This window comes from Mucilaginibacter ximonensis, assembly GCF_042686265.1.
GTDB classification, from domain to species: domain Bacteria; phylum Bacteroidota; class Bacteroidia; order Sphingobacteriales; family Sphingobacteriaceae; genus Mucilaginibacter; species Mucilaginibacter ximonensis.
The window spans coordinates 658,263-682,366 of sequence record NZ_JBHUPD010000003.1 but is presented as its reverse complement, the minus strand read 5'-3'; the positions used below and the strand labels follow the sequence as shown (position 1 = coordinate 682,366).

16 protein-coding genes are annotated in these 24,104 nt (G+C 42.3%); 2 read left to right on the top strand and 14 right to left on the bottom strand.

The genetic code is table 11. The features are described 5' to 3' along the window. Positions 1–131: 131 nt before the first annotated feature. Both ACFS5N_RS16995 and ACFS5N_RS16990 read left to right on the top strand, forming a co-directional pair. On the top strand, positions 132–1,208 hold the full coding sequence (locus ACFS5N_RS16995) for a sensor histidine kinase (RefSeq protein WP_377188353.1): 1,077 nt from the start codon (positions 132–134) through the stop codon (positions 1,206–1,208). Next, a complete protein-coding gene (locus tag ACFS5N_RS16990; protein WP_377188350.1) occupies positions 1,205–1,918 on the top strand; it encodes a LytR/AlgR family response regulator transcription factor in 714 nt (237 codons plus the stop codon). Before ACFS5N_RS16995 ends, ACFS5N_RS16990 begins: the two co-directional genes overlap by 4 nt. A gap of 468 nt (positions 1,919–2,386) precedes the next feature. On the opposite strand, the gene ACFS5N_RS16985 is transcribed toward ACFS5N_RS16990, so the two are convergent. From ACFS5N_RS16985 to ACFS5N_RS16920, 14 genes are all read right to left on the bottom strand, one after another. Further along, the gene (locus ACFS5N_RS16985; RefSeq protein WP_377188347.1) at positions 2,387–3,736 is read right to left on the bottom strand and encodes a Gfo/Idh/MocA family protein; all 1,350 of its coding nucleotides are present in this window, start codon (positions 3,734–3,736) and stop codon (positions 2,387–2,389) included. Between the two features lie 57 nt (positions 3,737–3,793). Beyond that, on the bottom strand, positions 3,794–5,080 hold the full coding sequence (locus ACFS5N_RS16980) for a sugar MFS transporter (RefSeq protein WP_377188344.1): 1,287 nt from the start codon (positions 5,078–5,080) through the stop codon (positions 3,794–3,796). Between the two features lie 53 nt (positions 5,081–5,133). Further along, complete coding sequence (locus tag ACFS5N_RS16975; RefSeq protein ID WP_377188341.1) at positions 5,134–5,994, bottom strand: PKD domain-containing protein; 861 nt, start codon at positions 5,992–5,994, stop codon at positions 5,134–5,136. Positions 5,995–6,014: 20 nt separating this feature from the next. Continuing rightward, positions 6,015–7,397 (bottom strand): DUF4832 domain-containing protein, encoded by a 1,383-nt coding sequence (locus ACFS5N_RS16970; protein WP_377188338.1) that lies wholly within the window; start codon positions 7,395–7,397, stop codon positions 6,015–6,017. Between the two features lie 40 nt (positions 7,398–7,437). Next, positions 7,438–8,901 (bottom strand): RagB/SusD family nutrient uptake outer membrane protein, encoded by a 1,464-nt coding sequence (locus tag ACFS5N_RS16965; RefSeq protein ID WP_377188335.1) that lies wholly within the window; start codon positions 8,899–8,901, stop codon positions 7,438–7,440. Between the two features lie 20 nt (positions 8,902–8,921). Continuing rightward, on the bottom strand, positions 8,922–12,065 hold the full coding sequence (locus ACFS5N_RS16960) for a SusC/RagA family TonB-linked outer membrane protein (RefSeq protein ID WP_377188332.1): 3,144 nt from the start codon (positions 12,063–12,065) through the stop codon (positions 8,922–8,924). Positions 12,066–12,182: 117 nt separating this feature from the next. Further along, complete coding sequence (locus tag ACFS5N_RS16955) at positions 12,183–13,322, bottom strand: phosphotransferase enzyme family protein (RefSeq protein WP_377188329.1); 1,140 nt, start codon at positions 13,320–13,322, stop codon at positions 12,183–12,185. A 384-nt stretch (positions 13,323–13,706) separates the two neighbouring features. Further along, positions 13,707–15,092 carry a phosphoglucosamine mutase gene (gene glmM / locus ACFS5N_RS16950; protein ID WP_377188326.1) on the bottom strand — a complete coding sequence of 462 codons (1,386 nt, stop codon included), beginning with the start codon at positions 15,090–15,092 and terminating at the stop codon, positions 13,707–13,709. A gap of 16 nt (positions 15,093–15,108) precedes the next feature. Next, positions 15,109–17,025, bottom strand: a complete 1,917-nt coding sequence (gene nagB, locus ACFS5N_RS16945) for a glucosamine-6-phosphate deaminase (RefSeq protein ID WP_377188323.1) — start codon at positions 17,023–17,025, stop codon at positions 15,109–15,111. Positions 17,026–17,066: 41 nt separating this feature from the next. Further along, positions 17,067–18,221, bottom strand: coding sequence for a phosphotransferase enzyme family protein (locus tag ACFS5N_RS16940; protein ID WP_377188320.1), 1,155 nt, complete (start codon positions 18,219–18,221; stop codon positions 17,067–17,069). A 122-nt stretch (positions 18,222–18,343) separates the two neighbouring features. Next, a complete protein-coding gene (locus tag ACFS5N_RS16935; RefSeq protein WP_377188317.1) occupies positions 18,344–20,332 on the bottom strand; it encodes a hypothetical protein in 1,989 nt (662 codons plus the stop codon). Then, a complete protein-coding gene (galE, locus tag ACFS5N_RS16930) occupies positions 20,332–21,375 on the bottom strand; it encodes a UDP-glucose 4-epimerase GalE (protein WP_377188314.1) in 1,044 nt (347 codons plus the stop codon). The genes ACFS5N_RS16935 and galE overlap by 1 nt, the downstream gene beginning before the upstream one ends. 12 nt (positions 21,376–21,387) lie before the next feature. After that, positions 21,388–22,896: a DUF4832 domain-containing protein gene (locus ACFS5N_RS16925; RefSeq protein ID WP_377188311.1), complete on the bottom strand. Its 1,509-nt coding sequence runs from the start codon at positions 22,894–22,896 to the stop codon at positions 21,388–21,390. Positions 22,897–22,949: 53 nt separating this feature from the next. Further along, positions 22,950–24,062, bottom strand: coding sequence for an acyltransferase family protein (locus ACFS5N_RS16920; protein WP_377188308.1), 1,113 nt, complete (start codon positions 24,060–24,062; stop codon positions 22,950–22,952). Between the last annotated feature and the right edge of the window lie 42 nt (positions 24,063–24,104).

Genomic DNA, 24,104 nt, shown 5'->3' with positions numbered 1-24,104 from the left:
CAAACAAAAGGCAGTAAGTCGATCTCGGACGGCAGACAAGCAAAATAGCGCGATTAACCCGTTTCAGGGGGCGCTTTTGCCTGTTGGTCGACAAATGAAAGATCAGCCCGTTAAATTGGTTATCATTGTACATGAACCTCGTAGATACCGTCTTATCATTTCACAAAAAGCACCGCTGGCTCAGCCATCTGCTCTATTGGTTCATTTTCCTGCTGATCTCGGTGAGCGCCAGCAAATATGCTGATGGCAAGCAAGGCACTTACAGCTTTGAGTTTATCAGCGACGCACTTTATATCTCAACCGAGGTAATAGCAGGCTATGGCTTAGCCTATCTGATCATTCCACAATTTGTTTATCGGAAAAAATACGTTAGCTCTATCATCGCCTTTATCGTTTTAAGCTATGCGGTTTCGGTATTGGGCCGCATTTTTATCGTTAAGATATGTGAGCCGATGGCTGGTGTGGCACCAAAAGCCTTTGAAACCTATACCGAAATACTGACCGATATCCCGAAGCTCATTTACGTCTATTATTTCCAGATCATAACCGTCGCATTTGTCTTTGTATTCTTCAAAATATTTAAAGACCAGTTGGAAACCCAAAAAAGGGCGCTGGCATTGGAAAAAGAAAAAGCAGAAACGGAGTTGAAGATGCTAAAGAACCAGCTTAACCCGCATTTCCTGTTCAATACGCTCAATAACATCTATTCCTTATCGCTGACCTCATCGACGGCGACCTCGCCATCCATTGCCCGGCTGGCAGACATCTTAGATCATATCCTATACCGGTGTAACGATAACCTTGTGCCCTTAAAAGCTGAACTATCTTTGCTGGAGAATTATATCGGTTTGGAAAAACTGCGTTATGATGAACGGCTGACCGTAAATTTTACCGCCGATATCGCAGGAGAAATCAAGATCGCACCCCTCGTGCTGTTGTCATTAACCGAGAATGCGTTTAAACATGGTGCCAGCGATGATGCCGGTTCGCCCGAGATCAAGATTGAACTAAGGGCCGATCAGAATCGTTTTTGGTTCAGCATCGTCAACACCATGGCCCGCGATAAGCCCGCGCAAGTCCATCTGACAGAACGCATCGGCCTGCAAAATCTAAGACGGCAACTGGACCTCGTATATGGTAGTGCCTATAGCTTGGAGATCAACAAAGATGACTGTACCTTTAGAGTAGAACTAACCATTCCCGCGTGAAAAAGATCAGGTGTTTGCTGATAGATGATGAGCCCCTGGCGATTATGCTACTGGAAAAGCATATTGCGCAACTCGATTTCCTGGAAGTAACCGCCACCTGCGGCAATGCGCTAAAAGCCCTGGAAGTGCTGAAGCGGGATGGGATCGACCTCGTATTCCTGGATATCCAAATGCCCGCCATCAGCGGGATCGACCTGTTGAAAACCCTGAAACATCCGCCAAAAGTGATCATCACTACCGCTTACCGGGAATACGCCGTCGATGGCTATGACCTGGATATTGTCGATTATTTACTTAAACCCATCACCTTCGAGCGTTTTTTCAAAGCGGTCGAGCGTTACTTGCGGGGCAATGACCATCCCGTAACCGAAACTGCCCATCTACAATCTCCTGAACCTGATGTCATTTATTTTAAATCGGGTTATAAAAACATCCGGATCAACACCGACGACATTTTGTACGTAGAGAGCCTAAAGGATTATGTAAAAATCGTTACTACCAAAGAAACACTGACCGTCAAATATCGCATTAGCGATCTCGAAAATAAACTTTCGGCTAAGGGCTTTCTACGTATTCATCGCTCATTTATTGCCAACTTAAAACAAATAAAGGCTTTTACAGCAAGCGATGTAGAGATCGGAACAGTTGAACTTCCTATAGGCGAAAGCTACAAATGGTTAGTTCATAAGGCGCTAAATAGTATAAATTAAACCTATTGATGTTTTGGAAATGTATATGATTGGGGTTTAAAATTTAGCAGTTAGGTATGAATAACATAACCAATTTGGCAACCATTCCATGAGATTGTCATTGACCCGATTTGATATCTTTTGGCGACTTTAACATCCCTTCAATGGCATCAAGTATGTTTTGCGCTTTTAACAAATAATCTTCGTTTTTAACCAATGAAGGCTCTTTTGGTGTAAGATCTGGCTCACTGCGTCCACACCAGAAAAGCGGCTGTCTTACTTTGAGACAGCCACTTTTATTTGTCCTGTCATTTTACATATAACCCTAACTTCGTTCATCACGTACATACTTGCACAACGGCTTTACTTCGAATAAGCAGGCGGATAATTGCGTCATTCGATTGAATAACTGTGTTGTGTCAATCAACACCACAAAAATAAAAGCCACCCTTTTGAGGTAGCTTTAAAATATTAAGAACTTTAGATTCATTAAAATCCGCTGTCATCAAGTGCAAAAGTATTTTTTCTGGTTTTCCATTTGCCTCGTGTAAAGTCCGGAAATTCCTGTGGTGCATTACCCTCTCGCAAGGATTTTGTTGACAATGGTGTGATAACGCTCATGGTAACAGAATCATAAACATCAATCGGCGTTTGTTTCTTTTGTTTAACGGCTTCTACAAAAGCATTAAATACAAACCAGTCCATACCGCCGTGGCCGGCGCCTGCAGCATATTTTTCATATTTTTTCCAAAGCGGATGATCGTATTTATCGAACCAGGTTTGAGCCGGGTCCCATTCGTCATCTTGTTTCGATTTATGATCTATATAAACACTGTTTGCCACATCCATCCAAAGCCCTTTTGTACCTTGTACCCTAAACCCTAAAGAGTATGGCCGCGGCAAGTGCGTATCATGACTAAGCAGCACCGTCTCACCATTGGCGCAATTAATCATGGTTGTGGTTACGTCGCCATTTTTATAATTGATCTTAGCGTTTTTGTTACCCGGCGCCAGCTCTTCAACATAAGCTGCCAAACCCCTGGCTTTTGAACTTACCGAAACCAAATTTGTAAAACGGTTCCCGGCGTTAATATTTACATAATGCATACAAGGACCGGCGCCATGTGTAGGATAAATATCGCCGTCAACATCAATGTTAAACTGCGTGCGCCATTGCGCTTCGCTTAAGGCGTTGGGCCCAAATTCAACACCGCCTCCATAATACTGTTTACCGTTGTTAAACAAAACTTGCCGCAGGTTATGCTGATAGCCCCCTTCAAGGTGTACAATTTCGCCAAACAGATCCTGCCTGACCATATTCAGGGCTGCCATTACATCGCGACGATAACAGACGTTTTCAAGCGTCATGTAAGGCATCCCCGTTTTTTCTGATGTATTTACAATATCCCAGTGATCTTCAACCGTTAGCCCGGCAATCACTTCGCACCCTACATATTTGCCAGCCTTCATAGCGTCAATCGCCACGGGATGATGAAACTGCCACGGCGTAGCAATGATCACGGCATCTATATCTTTGCGGTCAAGCAGCTTTTTGTAAGCGTCTACCCCTCCTGTATATTCTTTTACGGGCGCGTGCCCTCTTTTTGCTATGAACTCTCTGAATATTTTTAATGAACTTTCCTGTGTATCGCATACCGCTACAATTTCTACGTCATCCCGTAGAATACCTTCGGTTACATGCCCCATGCCGCGCGCGCCTACTCCTATGTAGCCCATTCTGACTTTTTGAGGTGCTGACGCAAAAAGGCTAGCGCCTGGTAGTAAGCTTATACCGGCAGCGGCAATGGTGCTATGTTTCAAAAACGTTCTTCTTTCCATAATTAGTAATTGTATTATATCGTTTTTTTAATGAATGTCTATTAATACCTGGCTTTGCTACCGGCTTGCCATGTCTTTATGACCTGCAACGGCGTAATATAATATATAAGCATAACATGGCAGCATGCTGCATAAAAATGCCAGCTGGGCCGTAAATGACCTTGCTAGTGCTGCGTATACCTGTGGCACCACAGCTCCGCCTGCAATACCCATGACCAGAAGCGCCGAGCCCAACTTGGTATATTTGCCCAAACCCTTTATTGCCAACGGGAAAATGGCTGGCCACATTAAAGAATTTGCAAGACCCAACAAAGCGATAAATGCCACACTAACGTAGCTGTGTGTTGCATAGGCTGTGACGCTGAATACGATGCCCACTATGGCCGACACCATTAAGGCTTTTTCCTGACTGATATATTTCGGGATGGTAAGTATGCCAATAATATAACCTACAACCATCGAGGCCAGCGTATACGAGGTGAATATCTTTGTTTGATCTAAACTCATACCCAACGATTTGCCATAAGTGCCAATCACATCGCCGGCCATAACTTCAACTCCAACGTACAGGAAGATACATATTATGCCCAAACTTAAATTGCGATGTTTGAAAATATTGCTTTTGGACGCTCTGGTTGTTCCATCGGCGTTCACTTGCTCTTTGTCGGTATCAATTTCAGGCAAAGACGAAAATTTGATTAGTAAAGCCAGCGCTACCAACACAACAGCTATGATAATGTAGGGCACAATTACACGTGCTGCCAGATCATTTAATAAAACTTCTTTCTGCGCAGCATTTGTAATGGTTTTTAATTGGTTCTCAATACCCTGCGCCCCCTTAAGCACCAACGTGCTTAATATAAGCGGGCTAAGCGCGCCTGCTGCTTTGTTACATATCCCCATTATACTAATGCGTTGTGCGGCACTTTCAATAGGCCCGACAATAGTAATATAAGGATTAGAGGCCGTTTGTAATAAAGACAGACCCATGCCCTGTACAAACAGGCCAATTAAAAACAACGGGAAAACACGCGTATTGGCTGCGGGGATAAATATTAAGGCACCTATAGCCATCACAAATAACCCAAGCGACATGCCATTTTTAAATCCTGTTTTTTTAAGGATGTACGATGATGGCAGCGACAGAAAGAAATAAGCCATATAAAAGGCCGAGGTTACCAGCAAGGCTTGTGATATATTAAGCTGGCAAGCTAATTGCAAAAAAGGAATAAGCGTACCATTCAACCACGTTACAAAACCGAAAACAAAAAACAACGAACCAATAATAACTATTGGATTAGCGTTTTTTTTAATTTGTTGAGGGGGTAGTTCAATTGTCGTCATTGGTTTCTCGGCTAGTGTATAAAATTAGGTGCAAATCTGGATAAGTAATGGCATTACAACTTTACTTGTAAAAACCCTGATGATGCTGAATTATTAGCCGGGATAGCGCCTGTTTGCGCGTAGCCTGAAGTACTTTCGACAATGCAAAAGTTTATAGCGCTTTTAAGAGTACCCAATGCAGATTTTTTGATTGAAAACTCCATCACATTTTTACCGCTAACCGTTTTTATAGCTGAATAATGCAGAACGTTGGCGATGTCAAAAACCGGCGAGAATGAAAAGCTTGCAGGGTCGCCGCTATGGATGTACAAACTACCCCAACCGCCTGATAAACTTCCTTCAAACAAATAGTCAGCTCCTGAGCCTGCCGGATACTGACCGGTTGTGAAACCTGTTTTGGGGTTATTATCTGAATCAATATACATATCGATGATATCAAATTTCATATCGGTAGTGCCTTCCAGGTAAACGTTAATATCTGTTGGCGAGGCAAAGGTTTTAACAGCAAGCAACGTACCTCCGTTTGTAGCATCGGTATTGGTAAACGCATAATCTACATATTGCCAATCGGTAAAGTCGCCGTCAATTTTTATGTTCGGGCCTATAATACTAACCGTATCGGCGAATTTACTGATTGAAGATCCTTGTTTCGCGGTTAGTGTAACCAGGAAGTCGCCTTTGCTTTTAAAAATATGTTGCGGCGATTTTTTAGTAGAGGTCTCACCGCTGTTGTCACCAAAGTCCCAGCTGTACTCAGTGGCATTTTGCGAAAAATTGGTAAAGTTGACATTGAAGCCATCGGCCACGTAACTAAAAACCGCTTTGGTACCGCTGCCCTGATCATTTTTCTTACAGGCATTGATGCTAATCATCGCTATAGCGATACAGCATAGGTATAAAATACTTTTTTTCATTTTCTTAATATTTATAAAGATTATTGAATTTTTAAAGTTGATTTTAAATCATTCATCCCCCCATTATCCTCAACCCAGGTGTTTTTGTTCGCTAACCTTACGGCATATTCTATTCTGCCTTTTAAAGCTGGCGATTGATCAGCAATGCGCAGGTAAAGCGCATAAGTACCCGCCGGGATACCATTAAGGCTTACGGACTCATCAAGCTTTACGGTGGCGGCGGGCTTTACTCCGCGGATATCGTAAGCAAGCGGGGCCTCATAATAAGTACCCGTACTGGTATTCTTTAAGATAATACTGGTATTTTTTTTATTGTAAAGCGGCGCGTAGCCCACATTGGTGATGTTAATACCCAATTTTAAGCTACCGTTTAAACTGGCTGCGCCGGGAAGCACTGCATTTACCAAAGCAAGGCGATAACCCAGGTTTCTGATAAACTCATCAAAACAACCTGACGTTCTCCAACCACTAAGTGTGGGTTGATAATAATCCATATTCAGATAAGTTAAACGCAGCAGCTTCATTTGCGTACGGGCCTGATCACAACTGGTAGAATAGTTACCGATTGGCGGGCAGGTTTCGCCGCCTACAGGTACATATAGCGCCTCGTTACTGATAAACTGTTTTTCTACAGCGGCGTTTACATAGGTACCGTAATCGTCATCGCTGGACAAAAAACAATCATTATGCTGCCCTATCCTGGCTATGTCGGCTCCTGAATAGCCCTGCGCTGCAGTTATAGCTACGCTGGTTCCAAATATCTGTTGTTTTTGAGACGGTGTGCGTACTTGTATCATGATATCCTTAGGTACAACACTTAACAATTTATTGAGTATGGTCTTCTCATTATCAACGGTAGCTAAGCCATTGGTTGAGTCATGCCATTCGCCGTAGTCGCCAATAAAACCGGCTTGCACAAATGCAATCACATCTTTATTAGACTCAAATATTGGCTTAAGCTGATCCATATGTTGTTCAACAATGGCAAGTGGAGCATCTGTTCCAGTTTCAGTATATGCAAAGCGTATTACACCTTTAAGACCCGCGTTACGAATGGTATTCAGATCGGTTTGGATAAAATCAAGATAAGTCTGATCAATTGCTTTGTTTTTATAATCTGACAGATAAAAAAGCCGAACTATAAGCGTTGTGTTCTGGTTTACGCGAAAAGTATTTAATGACACCGGGTCTAAGGGCGTATTAGTTGTATACGTTTTCGTAAAACCGCGTTCAGGGTTCGGAAATATATCTGTAGACTGGTCAAATTTCACCCCGTCATCTGTGGTTACAACAGGATTGCTGTTACCACCGGACCCACTTTTTTTACAGGCTGCAATTATGCTACAGGTTAACAAGACAGACGCGGCGCCTGCAACAATCAATTTATTAAAGTTCTTCATCATCTTATCGTTTAAAAGGTTATCTGAACACCCTTAGCAATCTTTAATTATAACCGGGATTTTGTAAAAATTTACCCTTACCCTCGGCTACACGCGCCTGCGAAAACGGATACAGCACTTTGTACGGGGCAGTAAGCGTAGAATGCTTAACTTCCTGACAGCGGGATATAAACTTACCCATGCGAATCAAATCGGCGCGATACTGGCCGTTCTCGCACCAAAACTCATGGCTTCTCTCTAATAAAATGAGATCGTTAAATTGTGATAAGGTTGAGTAATTTGCAAGAGGTTTCGGATCCAGGCCCGCTCTTTTCCTGATAGTGGTTACCAGATCCATAGCTTCCTGGTTTGGGCCAGAAAGATTGGCAATAGCTTCTGCTTTAGATAATAATACGTCGGCATAACGATACATAATAATATCAACAGTTGTTAAACCGGTTGTACGGGCAGCGTCAGGATTAATTTTAAGCGGTATAGGTCCGTAATTGATCAGCGTGCCCGGATTAGCTCTGTTGTAAGTTATACCATCTGTACCGGTAAACTCAGAAATGAGCATGGTTTTACGTTTATCATTGGCTTCAAAGCTATCGTAGAAATACCAGGTGCTTTGTATAGTACCAAAACCGCCTTTGGGTGCGTAAACTGCCGGCAATACCATCAACTGCCATTGGTTTTCGCTTGTACCGGCATAATCGCAAGGTATAGCCCAAATAACCTCTTTACTGTTTTTAGCCCCCTCAAGGTCCCACATACCTACATAGTTAGGGTCGATGCTATAATAACCGTAACCAATGATATCGTTGCATAATGTTAACACCTCAGACCAGTTTTTTTCATGAAGATCTAACCGTATCTGGATCATTTTTGCCAGGGCTTTATTAAACCGGCCGTATTCGGCATCGGCGGGCGCGGGCAAGTCGGCAGCAGCAGCCACCAGGTCAGCCTTGATATAATCAACCATTTGCTGATTTGATAAACGGGGAAGTGTGGCCTCTTTTAACGGGTTCTGGATAACGTCCAACGGGGCGATAACAATTGGTCCGTACAAGTCAAATAAGGTATAGGCTAAAAGTCCTCTGGCGCAACGTACCTGGGCTATTGCTTTCTTTTTCAAATCATCACTGACAGTTGATTTCTGTATCAGGTCAATGGTGTTTGTCATCATGCTTATTTTATTATAATAATCATCATAATAATGCGTAAAGGCGGCGTCTTTAGGCAAATAGCTTTGTAAGGTAGCGGTATATTGATCGCCGTAGGGGCCATAAAGTATTTCTGTCGTAGCATCTGACAGAAACATTACGCCTTTTTCTGAAGTCGAAAAAATGCCGTTGCTGTATGCCCCCCTTAGCGGGTAGTAAGCCGCATTAACCATTGCGTCAAGGTCTGACGCTGTTTTGGGAAAAATAGCCGGATTGATGTCTGAATAATCAATAGACTTAAGGTCTTTGGTGCAGCTGCTTAATAGTAGTGCTATCGACGCTGTTATTAATATATATCTTTTCATCTTTTAATTTTTAGTATCAATTAAAATGTAACATTTATACCAGCTAAAAACGACCTGATATTAGGGTAAGCAGCTGTATATGAATCAGTTTCAGGATCAACTCCTTTATATGGTGTGATCACAAAAACATTTTGGCCGTCTAAATGAAAACGCATGGAAGAAATTACACCTTTTGACCATTTAACCGGGATATCATAGCCCACCGATATGTTTTGCAATCTTATAAACCAAGCATTTTCCATGAAAAAGTTACCTGTTGGATATTGTGAAAAGCCGTAAAAAGAGCTTGGCTGCGTTGTAGAAGGGTTTGTTGGCGTCCATCTATTTTTAACAGATCTTAAAGCATTGTAACCGTTTGAGTAGATGCCATAAGCGCTTACACCGTAAGTTACATAATTCGGATCTTCCATTGAGCGGCCAAACAAGCCGTTAAAATCAAAATTTAATGAGAACCTTTTGTAGTTAATTATATTGGTGATACCTGCCATAGCATATGGATCTGTAGTACCAAATAATTTTTCATCAGCATCGTCAATAATGCCGTCTGGTTTACCGGTTCTTAAAAATCTGCCCTGGGCATCAACTACCGGGTGACCGGCAGCGTCACGTACATAACCATTGATATCTTTTATCTTGATCATACCGGGCAATAACAGGGGCTGCGAAGCCGGAGGCGCCTCACCGATTTGTAAAATACCGTCGGACACGTAATTATAATTTGCCCTGAGAGGATCATTAGGACTCATATAAACGTTAGGTTTCCAATCTGGCGAACGCTCTTTCCAGTTGTTTTTCACCCTTGAAAAAGTATATAATGTCCTCCACTGAAATTTATCAGTTTTAATGTTACGGACGTTAATGCTGACCTCAAAACCTTTACCTAAGGTTTTACCGACATTGTATATTACAGAATTGATCTCCTGGTATGAATTGAGATATTTTAGGTCCAATAAATCAGACACTACATTTCGAAACACCTCTATAGATCCATCGACCCTCCCATTAAATAATGAGTAATCTAAACCCAGGTTGGCGCTGGTTGTGGTCTCCCATTTCAAATCAGGGTTTTCAAGTCGTGATAATGAAACACCGATCAACTTAGTATCTTGAGACGATAACCATGCCGGGTAAGCGCCATAAGCTGCAAAAGCATTTGCAAACTGTGATATATTTTTTTCAATTGAAGCATTACCGGTTTGACCATAGCTAAGCCTAAGTTTAAATTGCGATACCGTATTCTTTATTTTAGCAAAGAATGGTTCTTCGGCCACGTTCCATGCCACTGCCGCCGATGGGAAAGTTCCCCATTTGTGATTCCGGGCAAAAACGCTTGCACCATCTTTACGCAGGGTACCGGTAAAGTAATATTTGCTTTGGTAATTGTAATTAAAGCGGCCGAAATACGAAGCTATTTCGTTATTAGATCCATTAGATGCTGGAGTTGAGACATTTTTGGCTGCGCCCAAATCATTCCATAGAAATGCGTCGGTAATAAAGCCTGTACCGCCAGAAGAATTACTTTGATCTACAAATTTTTGTTTTGAAACACCTCCAAGCAACTCAATGTTATGTGAGTTTGCGATAGTCTTTTTATAAGTGGCTGTCGCTTCTAACAGATAGTTATCGTTATTTGTACTTCCTATAAAGGCACGGCCGCCTTCTAAAGCTCCTTGTATGGTTGATGTTGGAATATAACTCTGTCTCAAAGTAGACCCGCGATCAGCGCCTGCCTTAAGCCTTATGGTCAAATCGTTTGTTGGGGTAATATCCAAAAACCCATTTACCAACAGCCGCTCAACCCTACCCCTATCTGTAATGGTTAATAAAGAATAAGGATTGGGTTCTAATACTAATTGGGGATTAATTGGATAATTTCCGTCCTCGTCGATAGCCTGAATATGTGGGCCTTGCTGTATTGCGGCCCTGATCACCCCCGAGTTTTCATATTGATCGCCACCTAACTGGCTATTTAAATTATCAATACGGCTAGCGGTTAAATTTATGCTGAATTTAAACAGCTTGCTTAGCTCCTGATCAATATTCGTGCGCATACTATAGCGTTTTAAACCTGAATTTTTAATAACGCCCTCCTGGTCATAATAATTAGCTGATATAAAGTATTTTGTAGCCTTAGTGCCCCCGGATATGGAAACGTTATGCTGCATGGTTGTACCGTTACGGGTAACCAGCTTCATCCAGTCTGTACCACGACCAACATTGTTGATGGCATTTTGCGTATACAACTTACGATAAGGAGCCACTCCCGATGCTAACACATCGGCTGCAGTTGCAGTACCATATGGCGCAACATGATTATCAAAGTCCCACTGTTCCTGGCCTTGTTCGTTCCTTACTTGCATCCACTCATTTAACGGCAGTACGTCAAACGGGTTCTTGAATTTTTGATAAGTAAAGTTTACCTGGTAATTAACTTTGGGTTTACCTTCGGCGCCATGTTTAGTAGTTATCAAAATTACGCCATTGGCTGCGCGCGAACCATATATAGCAGTTGCACTAGCATCTTTTAATACCTCAATAGATTCAATATCATTTGGGTTAAATGAGGTTAACGGGCTTTGCGTTCCTGCCTGATATCGTCCGCCTGTTTCTGGCTGAGCTAAATCTGATATAAGGAACCCATCAACAACATATAACGGCTCTGAACTGGCATAAGCAGAGCCGCCATAGCCACGTACCAATATGTCTAACCCACCACCCGGCTGCGCACTATTTTGCCTGATAGTTACCCCTGCTACTTTACCTTTCAACATATTGCCAATTTCGGGCCCTTGTCCTAACACCAGGTCGCTTGTTTTTACTGATGATACGGCTCCGGTTAGGTCCTTTTTCTTCTGCGTACCATAACCAATCACCACTACCTCGTTTAAGCCAGTGTTTGATTCTTCAAGCACTATACTTAAGGGTAAATTGTCTGCAACAACAATTTCTTTAGTGTTATAGCCAATTAATTTAACCACTAAAACATCTCCGGCATTAGCGGTTATGCTAAACTCTCCCTTTGCATTGGTTATGGCAGTAACCGTGCTGTTTTTAACAGTGACAACTACACCCGGAAGCGGCTCTCCCTTGGTGTCGGTTACTGTACCGCTAATAAGCGCCAACCGGCGTCCATCAGCTTTGCTCTTTACTACGCTTGTAGCCATTGCGGGTAAATACTGCAAGTTTAAAAGCAATATCACTGCAAATAAGAGCCTCATTTTTTTTAAATAATTGTAATACATACTTGGTTTTTTGGTGGCACGTTAGTAAAAATTAATTCATTAGTTATCTGATAATTGTTTGCTGGCTGATGTTAGATTATTGCAGCTCAAAACTGTGTCGGTAATAATTTGCTGCAGTTGTGGGCTTAAAGCCCTTAGTTTTTCAAAAAGACTGAACTGTGCCCGGGCACGTATAAGATTATGTTCCGGATAAGCAATTTTAAAGTAATTGTCGCCATCCAGATAATCGGTTAAAAAGCGAACGCCCTGCATATAAGGCAAAAGCAACGCCCCCCATAAAAGCGATTCGATTTCTTTTTCTTCAAGGAAACTGCCTGCCGCCTGAATGTAGCCCTCTGTGTAAGCCTTAAAAAAAGCTGTATTTACCTGGATATTATCCGGTTCGGGCTCGTCCTCGGCAGCAGTATTAGCAATGGTTCTTATAGCATCACCAAAATCATAAGCTACGTAACCCACCATAACCGTATCCAGATCTATCACACATATAGCGTTGTCATTATCATCAAGCAATACATTATTTAGCTTGGTATCATTATGCGTAATGCGTTTGGGTAGCAAACCGGCTCGCCCCCACTGGTTTATGGTAGTCATTGCCTGCTCATGCTGTGAGATAACAGCTATTTCAGCATTCACTCCAGCCACGCGACCAGCTTTGTCAAGCTGCACCGCTTGATAGAAATCTTTAAGCCTTTTCTCGATGTTATGGAAATCAGCTATTGTTTCCGTTAAACACTCAGGGTCCATATCTGCAAGCATGGATTGAAAATGGCCGAACGCCATACCAGCCTGATAGGCCTGTCGCTCTGTTTCAGCAACATCATAGCTTCTGGAGCCGGGGATAAAAAAGTAAAGGCGCCAATAATTATTATCCTGGTCTCGATAATAGGTCTTTCCCTCCGTTGTTTTGATAAGATGCAACAGCTTTTGGGTGTTGCCCGGTAAAAACTTACCCTCAATATGTGCTGTTACCCTGGCTATATTTTCCATCAAGCCCGCAACGTCTTTAAAAACATGATGATTGATTCGCTGCAGCAAATAACCAGGGGCAGTAGCATCTGTAGTTACTAAAAGAAAGGTATCATTTATATGGCCGTTACCATAACTCCGCACCTCAGAAATTTCTCCTGCTATCTGGAAGTTAAGTGCAACGGCGGTTATATCAAAATCTGGCGTATTCATTAATTAGTTTAGTTGTTCTGCCTGGCAATAGCAAGTAAGTACCGATACACTTAAATACTATATTTCAGTTGGTTATATATTTCTTAAATATAGCGTGTTCGCACACACAAATCAAAATTTATTTTAAAAAAAATTTAACACTGGGTAAACAACCAGTTAATTACAGCTATAATATGACGGATTTAATATAAAAATTAGATTTACTACTGATTGTAATCGAACACACTTTTAATAATATTCGTTTATTCTAACCAAATGAGAAAAGGATTGGAAATAGTGCCGGCCACTTTGAAATCTGGCACACAACTGTTAGCGGCGTTTTAACAAAAAAAGGTTGTTAAAATTTAACAACCTTCAGACATGTGCAAGTTTAGATAGCTTAAGTTAACTATTCAGATAAGAGGTGATGTCGCTGATAATGTACTGAGCAAGTTCTTCCGCCTTTTCGGCCGAATCAGCTTCAGTATAAATTCTGATTACCGGTTCGGTATTTGATCTGCGCAGGTGTACCCACTGTTTACCAAATTCCACTTTCAGCCCATCTATTGTACTATAAGGCTGGTGGTTATACTTCAATTCAATTTTTTTGAGCAAACCATCTATATCCATGCCTGCCTGCAGGGTTATCTTATTCTTCGATATATAATAAGCAGGATAGGTTTGCTTTAATGCGGTTATACTTTTTTGCGATTTTGCCAGATGGGTCAAGAATAAAGCTATCCCCACGAGTGCGTCACGCCCGTAATGCAGTTCAGGGTATATAATTCCGCCGTTACCCTCGCCACCTATTACCGCGCCCGTTTTTTTCATTTTGGCAACTACGTTAACTTCGCCAACAGCCGAAGCCTCGTAAGTGCCGCCTAGCTTTTCGGTCACGTCCCGCAAAGCACGCGTTGATGATAAGTTTGAAACCGTATTGCCGGGAGTATGTCGCAACACATGGTCAGCTACGGCTACAAGTGTATATTCTTCGCCAAACATGCTGCCATCTTCATTCACAAAACACAAGCGGTCAACATCCGGATCTACTACAATGCCAAAATCGGCTTTAACTTCCAAAACCTTTGCTGAGATAGCCGTAAGATTCTCGGGCAACGGTTCCGGGTTGTGCGGAAAGTTTCCGTCAGGCGTGCAGTATAACTGTTCTATTTGCGTCACACCCAACACATTTAATAAGGGTGGCAAAAAAATACCGCCGGTTGAATTTACACAGTCAATAACCACCTTAAAGTTGGCGGCTTTAATTGCGTCAACATCGACCAGCGACAATGACAATATCTTGTCGATATGTTTTTGCAGGTACGTTTGGTTAGGAACTACAGTGCCTAATTGCTCTACTTCCGCGAACTGAAAGTCGGAGTTTTCAGCAAGTTCAAGCACTTTTTTACCTTCATCGTCATTAATAAATTCGCCTTTATAGTTGAGTAATTTTAATGCATTCCATTCTTTGGGGTTGTGGCTTGCAGTGATGATGATGCCACCGCCGGCCTGCTCATCGGCTACCGCCAACTCAACAGTTGGCGTGGTTGACAAGCCCAGATCTACCACGTTAATACCTAGGCCCATTAGGGTTCCGGTCACTAAATAATTGACCATCGGGCCAGAGATGCGCGCATCGCGGCCAATAACCACCTTTTTGTTGTTTGTGGTAGCTATAACCCAACGACCGTAAGCCGTGGTATATTTAACTATATCGGCCGGAGTTAAGCCTGCACCGGCCGGCCCGCCTATTGTCCCTCTTATTCCGGAAATTGATTTGATGAGTGTCATACGGTTACAAGCTGTCTTAAAATTTGAATCTTACAAATGCTTCCATCGCCTCATATTCTGCCAAGCCTAGCTGATTATAGATTTTGGCGGTTTCGCTGGTACGATCCTCTGCGCGCATCCAGAACTCTCTGGCATCATCACCCGGAAATACGGGCCGGTCTTTTTGAGACTGGTGTTTAAAAATAGCCTCGCGTTTGCGCTCAACTTCTTTCGGAGAAAGCGGCACACACATCTCTATCTCGTGCGTTTCAAATTCATGCCAGGCGCCGCGGTAAAGCCATAACCAGCAGTCTTTAACCCAATCTTCGTTACTCAGTCTTTTTAATGATTCATATAAAATGTCAAAACATATTTTATGTGTACCATGCGGATCAGCAAAATCGCCAGCCGAATAAATTTGATGTGGCTTTACCTGCTGCAGAAGCGTCATGGTTTTTAAAATATCATCCTCATATGATACCTCCTTGCTTACTTTGCGCCTATCATAAAATGGTAAATTTTGAAAATGAATATGCGCATCGTCAAGGCCTACAAACCTGGCTCCTGCTATAGCTTCGCCTTTACGAATCAAGCCCTTAATGGTTTCGACTTCTTGCGGATCTCTTTCATTGGGTTGTTTTGTTTTCAAAAAGTTGCGGGCAGCGTTGTAAATGCTTTTTATTTTTTGATCATCTGTATTTTGCGATTGTAAAAAATCCATGGCAAATTCCACGAAACGCAAAGCATCATCGTCCCATACGGCGGTATTCCCCGAGGTTTGATAAGCTACATGCACGTCATGGCCTTGGTCGGCAAGGCGGATAAAAGTACCGCCCATTGAAATCACATCATCATCAGGGTGCGGTGAAAAGACGATAACACGTTTTTTTGCGGGTTCTGCCCGCTCGGGCCTTTGGCTGTCATCAGCATTTGGTTTACCACCCGGCCAGCCGGTAATGGTGTGCTGAAGCTTATTAAAAATATGGATATTGATGTCATAAACCGGCCCCTTTTCTGTTGCCAGTTGCGCCATGCCATGATTATTGTAATCTTCGTCCGTTAATTTCAAAATAGGCTTATTCAAGGTTTTAGCCAGCCATATCACTGCCTTTTTTATCAGCCACTCGTCCCAGATGCAGTCTTTAACCAGCCAGGGGGTATTAAAACGGGTAAGCGCAGAAGCAGCGGCTATATCCAATACAAACTCAACGTTGTCAGAATGTTGCAAGTAAGTAGCCGGGATATCTGAAGATATCTCACCCTCAACCGCTTTTTTGATAATCTCGGCCTTTTTGGCGTTCCAGGCCATAAGTATAATCTCGCGTGCTTTGAATATGGTTCCTATACCCATGGTTATAGCCTTAAGCGGAACATTCGCTTTACCGCCAAAATCGTGTGCAGCATCCCCCCGTGTAAGTTCGTCAAGGGTTACTAATCGCGTACCCGAGTTAGGTGCTGAGCCAGGTTCATTAAACCCGATATGCCCTGTGCGCCCAATACCCAGTATTTGCAAATCCAAGCCGCCATAAGCCGTTATTTTTTGCTCATAATCAAGACAAAAAGCCGCTATATCGTCCTGTGCCAAAGCACCGTCAGGGATATGCACATTCTGCGGATCAATATCTACATGATCAAACAAATGCTTGTACATAAAAACTTTATAACTTTGCGGTGCCTCAGGGTTCATGGGGTAATATTCATCCAGGTTGAAGGTTACAACGTTTTTAAAGCTCAGGCCTTCTTCGCGGTACAACCTGACCAGTTCGTTGTAAACACCAATGGGCGTTACCCCGGTTGCCAGGCCAAGTACAACTTTTTCGCCTTTCTGCGTTTTTTGTTTAATAATTGCCGCTATACGTTGTGCCACAGCTTTTGAGGCACTGTACATATCGGGGTAAACTTTTACCGGTAATTTTTCAAATCGTGTTTCTTCTAAAAGATTTAAGCGTGGCATAGTTTAAAGTTGTATGATGATAGGCGTATTATTGATATCCGTTATTCAACCACAATTGCGGCTGCATTCTTAACTGAGTTTTTCAGCGCCAGCCATTGGCTTTGTATTATATCGCTAAGGTTTTGATAATCTGCTTCAAGCAATCTGAGCAATTGCATCTGCGCTCGTGTACGTTGAAGGTTATGTTCAGGAAAATGTGTTTTATAGTATATGTCACCTTCCAGGTAATCCGTTAAAAAACGTACCGCCTGCATGTAAGGCAATAACACCACCCCCATCATAAGTGACTTCAGTTCAGAGCTTGTTAAAAAAAAAGCAGTTTGACTTAAATATCCTTTGGCAAAAGCCTCAAATAATGGGATGTTTAGCTTGATAGCATTCAGATCTTTTTCATCCTCGGGAGCGGTATTGATTATACTGCGAATAGCATCGCCAAAATCGTAAGCCACATAACCGGGCATAACCGTATCCAGATCAATAACACATTGTATCTCATCGTCCTGATCAAGTAATATGTTATTAAACTTAGTGTCGTTATGTGTAATACGCAATGGCAAAACGCCGGCCTTACCCAGTTGCAATATCTCGTTCATGTTGGTGGCACGGCTAAGTAAAAAGTCTACCTCATACTGTACAGATGATAGTCTTTTTACACAGTCATTTTGTATGGCCAATTTAAAATTTCCAAGTCGATATTCAATATTCAGGAAATCGGGAATTGTATGTACCAGCTTATCCGGCTGCAGATCGCATAATAAAGTTTGAAATCTTCCGAAAGCAATACCGCCCTGCAAAGCTTGTTTGGTATTGGTAACCAGATCGTAACTTTTAGTATTATGCAAAAAATTGGTCATTCGCCAATATTCGCCTTGAGCGTCCTGGCAGTAATATTTACCGTTATGACATTTTATAAGGGTTAATACTTCCTTTTCTGGATCTCCGGTTCTTGCTATTTTTTGTTTGAGGTGATTGGTGACATACACCATGTTATCCATGAGCCCGTCAATATCTTTAAAAACAAAACGATTAATTTTTTGAAGCAGGTAATCGCCCACTCTTTTGTTTTTCGACTGAATGATAAATGTATCATTGATATGCCCCGATCCAAACGGCTTGATATTAAATTCACCTTCGACAATATCAAACTGTGCAAGTATATCAGCAAAATTGTAAGCCACTGCTTTATTATTATTCATTATTAATGTGGTAAGTGGAATTTTTTTAACAGGATTCCAGCACTTATAAGTGTATTGCAAATATAATAACATTTTGCGTGTGCGTACACGCAAAATGTTATTTTTTTAAAAAACGTGTGTAATTATAGAGCATTTACGCTCATTACCTTAACCTCGTACGGTGCAAGCTTTATAGTCACAGTGCTGCCTGAGTATTGTTCGGGATTGCCTTTCTTACGAGCATCATAAAAAACATAGCCGCTTCTTAAGTGTCCGCCGGGTATTTCAAATACCTGCCCGGCGTTTATTACTATTGCCTGCGGGTGTCCCGCAGGATTACGTAAGGTGAGTACGCCTTTTTTTTCTGCCCAACCGGCATAACCGTAAAGCTCGCCTTTTTCAGGGTCGCCCCCTACCCAATGTATATCTTCAAGCTGTTTTTTGTTGGCTCTTGACCAATTTGCCGCGTCGCGTATACAATCCCAGGCCTTACTGTTAAGCTTATGAGGATTTATATAAAGTTCTTGCAAACCTGTGCCTGTTCCAAAAAAGGCCCAAACTTCGTCGGCAATGTCTTTATCATCCATTTCTAGTTTACCTGGCAGGCCATTGTCAGCAATGCAAATACCGTGATACATAACTGAGTTGAGCGGGAAAAGCGGTGCACGTTTTACGATGTTTTTATAGGCTTGTGCGTCTTTATAGGTTATCCACTGCTGTCTTTTTGAGCCGTCACCGGCCAGACCGGTATCATCGCCGGCCCGCCATATAGCATCACCATATTTAAGCCAATAAACCGACGGCCAGGTACCCACAGTAAGGCTCAGGTATAGATCCGGCTCGTTACTGCGCAACTCAGTTATCAGTTTTAGAAACGCCTCGATATCCTTTTGATAAGTTATGCTGGCCCCCGAGGCGCCGTTGCCCGCGCCTACGCCATCAAACTTAAACATAGATACATTGTAGTTTTTTATAAATGACATGGTAACATCTCTAAACCGGTTGTAGTAAACCGGCCCGGTTAATGAAAATCCGTTATCATTGGTTTCAAACGGAGGGTTTTGTTTTTTGCCAAAAGCCAGGCGCTGTGCTTTAGGCTCATCATAACCACCCCATGGCGAGATCCACACACCAAGGCGTGCATTTACTGCCCGGGTTGCTTTACTTAAGTTAGCGAATCCGTTAGGGAAACCGGCGTTGAATTGCCACAGCGTTTTATTATTATCCCAGCCATCATCAAACAAAAAGGCGTCCAGCTTTACTGCCCTTTTGCTGATGAGGCTGTCGGTAAATGCTTTTATACGGTCTAAACAGACGCTATCATTCAACTTACGGTCAACCCACGACAGATCAAACCAGGAGTTATAATGCAATATTTGACGGTAAGCATGTGCGCGTTGTCTTTCAACATAATACAAAAATCCACGGCGCAACTGCCCTGCCGGCACCACACCAAAAACTGACGATACGGTAACAGGGTTTCCATTACCAAGCGCTTCTAAACGCGGCAAATAAGCCGTCGTAAATGCTTTATCAACCAAAGTCTGACCCATAGGATGCTCCACTGAAAAAAAGAAATTATCAAGTACCAGCGGAGAGCCATCTACTGTGCCTGTTTTCCTGGCATTTAAAACAGACGGCAATTTGACCAAGGTTATTTTACTGATTTTTACAGAATCACTCGCGTCAAATACAAAAGTTTGTCTCACAAAGTTGTCGTTATCGGTTAGTGACGCTTTCCAACTTACCTTCAGCCCCAGTTTTGCATTTTCCAACTGGGCCGTGTAAGTCTTAATAGATGTTTTACTATTTAAAACCGGTTGCTTATCAAGCTTAAAATCATCGGACGAAAGTACTTTTCCGTCGGCGAGCGACACTTCAAAAATGGGTTGATTCAAGCTTATCCGCCGATGATTTTGCCGGTCTTGAAAAGCCGTCAACACCAATTTACCATTGCTATTTTTAAAACTGATGCCGAGTAGCTGGTTTTGTAATGTTATGGTGTTGTATTGTGCTTTTATGGAGGCAATACCTGGGACAATGCCCGGGTAAGCGACCTGCGCAGTACTAACTTCTGCGCTTAGAATTAAGCAGCTGATAGTAACTAGTATATATTTTTTCAGATCAATCATTATTGAAAAGGATTTTCATTTATATATTTTTCCCAAGCCCAGGCAGAAGCCAACATGTCATCAAGGTTTGATTGCGCGGTCCAGCCTAATTTGTTTTGGGCTTTAGTAACATCGCCCCATATTTTAATAATATCTCCTTCGCGGCGGTTGCCGATGCGGTAATTAAGCTTAACACCCGTTACGCGTTCAAATGCGTTGACTACCTCCAGTACCGAATTGCCTTTGCCTGTGCCTACATTAAATATTTCGAAAACAGTTTCCATTTGCCCGGCCTCCATGCGTTTTAATGCAGCGACATGCGCTTTGGCCAAATCAACGATATGGATATAGTCGCGAATACAGCTTCCATCGGCTGTGTCGTAATCGTCGCCATAAACAGTTATCTGCCCGCGCTTTCCAATTGCCGACTGTGTTATAAAAGGCACTAAGTTTTGCGGCACTCCCAAAGGCAATTCGCCTATTAACGCAGAGGCATGAGCCCCCACCGGATTGAAATAGCGCAAAGCGATGACCTTTAGACCGGCAACTGCGTGAGCGGTTTCTTTTAAAATCTCTTCTCCAATTTGTTTGGTATTGCCATAGGGCGATTCAGCTTTTTTTACAGGAGCCAGCTCATTTACCGGTAAAACATCGGGTTCGCCATAAACAGTGCACGAGGAAGAAAACACCAGGTTTACAGGCCGGCCTTTAATAGCATTGAGTAAATTAATCAATGTACAGATGTTATTATCGTAGTAAAGCAATGGGTCTTTAACTGATTCTGCCACAGACTTGGACGCTGCGAAATGTATGATACCCTCCAGATCGGGCTGTGACTGTATAAACGCACATACACCCACTTTATCACGCAAATCAAGCCTTTCAAAGACTGGCGTAATACCAGTGATGGTTTTGATCTGGTCGATGATCCTGATATCAGAATTAGACAAGTTATCTATAATAACCACCTCAAAACCAGATTGCTGCAATTCGACTACGGTGTGGGCGCCAATGTAACCCGTACCGCCAGTCACTAATACTTTACTTTTTTTTGAAACACGCATTCCATCCATGATTTATTTCACTTGTAGTGCAACTTTTAATTTATTATATCCGGTACTGGCTTCCCATAGATCCTGATTAGCCAACTGTATGCTGTATTCAGGTCTTGAAGAAATTGTGGCCGCCGCATCGGGCAAATTAAGATAGAGATCATACACGCCGGCTTTTACATCAGCAGGTAAAGCTAGTTTTTGATGTAAATTTACCGCGCCTGTAAACCAGCGGCGTATGTCTGTTTTTAATAGCAAAACCACTACTTTGCCATTAGCACGATTTTTTAATATTAACTGCACCGGCCTTGCATTGTAAGGCGACGCATAACCCACGTTTTCGATATTTAAAGCAACGTCAATTACACCGCCTTTTTGCACCCGGGTTGGAATACTTGCTTTACGCAGTACCAGCCGGTACCCTAATTTTTGTTTAATCTCATCCATGCAACCACCGGTAACCCAATCGTTGTTTACCTCTGTGTTATATCCCGCGTTAAGAAAGCTATAATGAAACGCGGCAAGCTCCTGTTGCACCCGTCCTGTCGGTCCGCAATCATTTTCAGGGCTAAACATGTCGTCGCAGGTTTCGCCGCCTACCACTGTGAATTTACTATCGGCCATTTCAAATTTACGCAAGGCCGGCGTAGCATCTTTTTGAGGGGTTGATGAATTACCATAATCCATGTAGGTGCCCTGATCATTAGGGCTGGACATAAAACAGTCATTATGAAACCCTATCCGGGCCTTATCTGAACCATTGAAGGCCTCGGCCAATGTCAACCCAGCAGACTCAACTGGAGCATTTATTCCGTAGACGGCTCGTTGCTTTAATTGAGGTATGCGCACTTGTATCATACGGCTTTTTGGTAAGGCATTTAATAATGCTTTTAATACTTCGATACGATCGCGCCAGTTGGTATCCAGTAAGCGCCCCTGAGCGCTGTCTGAGGCATTCCCAAAAAAATCGGTGTAATAATTTTCACCCCAAACCCCTATAAAGCCAAATTGCATACAGGCAATGATGTCTGCATTTTGCCGCAAATAAGGTTTTAACTGACTGATATGCTTAAGTACTATTGACTTAGGTGCATCGCCATAGGGCGGACAAAACGCGCCACCGGGGCACGAACCTCCATGCGTTTTATTAACATAACAGAATCTGATAATAAGCTTTACGCCTGCCTTACGGGCCGTTGCACAATCGGCATTTAATTTTTTTAAAAAAGTATCAGAAATAGGTGTCCGCGTAAAAGTATCCAATACATATTCTACATAAATCAGGCTGCTTGAAACGGCGTACAATGCTTTTTCAACCTTTTGGCGGTTACGATAACCAGCTAGTGTACTTTCACTTAGCGGAATATAATTTGATGCAAAAATGTTATGCGGCCTGTAAAACCCTCTTTCAGGGTTCATTATATCGTCGCTGCTTTCATGATAAGTTATAACTGTATCAGGCCGCATTGCAAAAGCATTTTTGCCGGCAATTGCCAGCCATAACAATGCCAGTACTACTGAAAAAGACTTCATAGCATAATAATTTTAGCTGGCGGGTTATTCCGCGCAGCAATTTATGTTGGTCGTTATATTTTGATGAATATCCTGTTGCGGCTTAGCCAATAGCAAATACACCACTCTGCAAATAACGTTACCATTGCAGATACCAGGGCTACCACCGTTGTTGATACGTTTAGTAAACTCAGGCCACCTTTTACGAAAATGCCTATAGCTCCATTAAACCACTGCGCACCTACGGTTTCAAAAAACAGATATAAAAAAATGGCGTTCATGCCAACGGCTGTAAATATCCAGGCATGCTTATTTAATTGCTGTACATCTATAAACCAGTACAAGGCCGCCATGAACAATAGTACCCAACCTGCTGATGCCAAAACAAATGAACTTGTACTTATTCTTTTTATAATAGGAGTAATATTTGCAATATCAAGTCCAAAACCCGCAATCAGGCAAACTGCGCCGGCTATTATTAAATACGAGATTTTTTGTTTAGATGTGAAAGGAGAAGTCAGCATTTTGCCCACCAATACCCCCCAAATGGTATGCGCAGCGGTTGGTATGATATTAATAGCTACCCATCCGTCAGGGTTTATTTTACCCATGAGTACGTTATCCATATAAGCGCCGAAATTATGGAACTCTACAAACGGCTGATCAAAACCAGGCATCAAAATGGCGCGATATAAAACCTCTGTTAATATCAGCAAAAAAAGCGTGAACCCAATTTGAAACCAAAACGACCTGTTAATGATCAAATAGGCTATCAATGTAGTAAATGAAAGCTGTGTAAGCACATTCCACAACTCAAAAACCAACTTACCTGCATAAATACAATGAAGACCGGTTCCCAGCAAAAATAGCTTTAAGGCACGAACGGCTATATGTTTAAAATTTTGAGACCAGCTAACACCCTTTTTTAATTTTGATTGATAAGACAGGTACATTGCTGTACCAGCCATTAACATAAAGGCTGGCTGCACCATGTCCCATAGGTGCAGTCCATGCCATCTATGATGAAAAAATTGGTTAACAACCGTATCTCCGGCTTTGCCCAGATGCATTTCCTTTAATGACTCCCAAACAGCGCAGCTTTCGCCGGCGAGCAAAATCATAATAAGTCCACGCATTACATCGAGCGAAACCAGGCGATCTGACGAAACATTTACCTTTTTTTCCATGAACTAATCAATCAACAAATCATTTTAATAATATACAGACAT

What these genes read in the sequence shown, in the direction of transcription:
- ACFS5N_RS16970 (WP_377188338.1), bottom strand. Translation starts at nt 7,397, where the DNA reads ATGATGAAGAACTTTAATAAATTGATTGTTGCAGGCGCCGCGTCTGTC.
- ACFS5N_RS16965 (WP_377188335.1), bottom strand. Translation starts at nt 8,901, where the DNA reads ATGAAAAGATATATATTAATAACAGCGTCGATAGCACTACTATTAAGC.
- ACFS5N_RS16920 (WP_377188308.1), bottom strand. Translation starts at nt 24,062, where the DNA reads ATGGAAAAAAAGGTAAATGTTTCGTCAGATCGCCTGGTTTCGCTCGAT.
- glmM (WP_377188326.1), bottom strand. Translation starts at nt 15,092, where the DNA reads ATGACACTCATCAAATCAATTTCCGGAATAAGAGGGACAATAGGCGGG.
- ACFS5N_RS16925 (WP_377188311.1), bottom strand. Translation starts at nt 22,896, where the DNA reads ATGAAGTCTTTTTCAGTAGTACTGGCATTGTTATGGCTGGCAATTGCC.
- ACFS5N_RS16985 (WP_377188347.1), bottom strand. Translation starts at nt 3,736, where the DNA reads ATGGAAAGAAGAACGTTTTTGAAACATAGCACCATTGCCGCTGCCGGT.
- ACFS5N_RS16960 (WP_377188332.1), bottom strand. Translation starts at nt 12,065, where the DNA reads ATGGCTACAAGCGTAGTAAAGAGCAAAGCTGATGGACGCCGGTTGGCG.
- ACFS5N_RS16995 (WP_377188353.1), top strand. Translation starts at nt 132, where the DNA reads ATGAACCTCGTAGATACCGTCTTATCATTTCACAAAAAGCACCGCTGG.
- galE (WP_377188314.1), bottom strand. Translation starts at nt 21,375, where the DNA reads ATGCGTGTTTCAAAAAAAAGTAAAGTATTAGTGACTGGCGGTACGGGT.
- ACFS5N_RS16935 (WP_377188317.1), bottom strand. Translation starts at nt 20,332, where the DNA reads ATGATTGATCTGAAAAAATATATACTAGTTACTATCAGCTGCTTAATT.
- ACFS5N_RS16955 (WP_377188329.1), bottom strand. Translation starts at nt 13,322, where the DNA reads ATGAATACGCCAGATTTTGATATAACCGCCGTTGCACTTAACTTCCAG.
- ACFS5N_RS16975 (WP_377188341.1), bottom strand. Translation starts at nt 5,994, where the DNA reads ATGAAAAAAAGTATTTTATACCTATGCTGTATCGCTATAGCGATGATT.
- nagB (WP_377188323.1), bottom strand. Translation starts at nt 17,025, where the DNA reads ATGCCACGCTTAAATCTTTTAGAAGAAACACGATTTGAAAAATTACCG.
- ACFS5N_RS16940 (WP_377188320.1), bottom strand. Translation starts at nt 18,221, where the DNA reads ATGAATAATAATAAAGCAGTGGCTTACAATTTTGCTGATATACTTGCA.
- ACFS5N_RS16980 (WP_377188344.1), bottom strand. Translation starts at nt 5,080, where the DNA reads ATGACGACAATTGAACTACCCCCTCAACAAATTAAAAAAAACGCTAAT.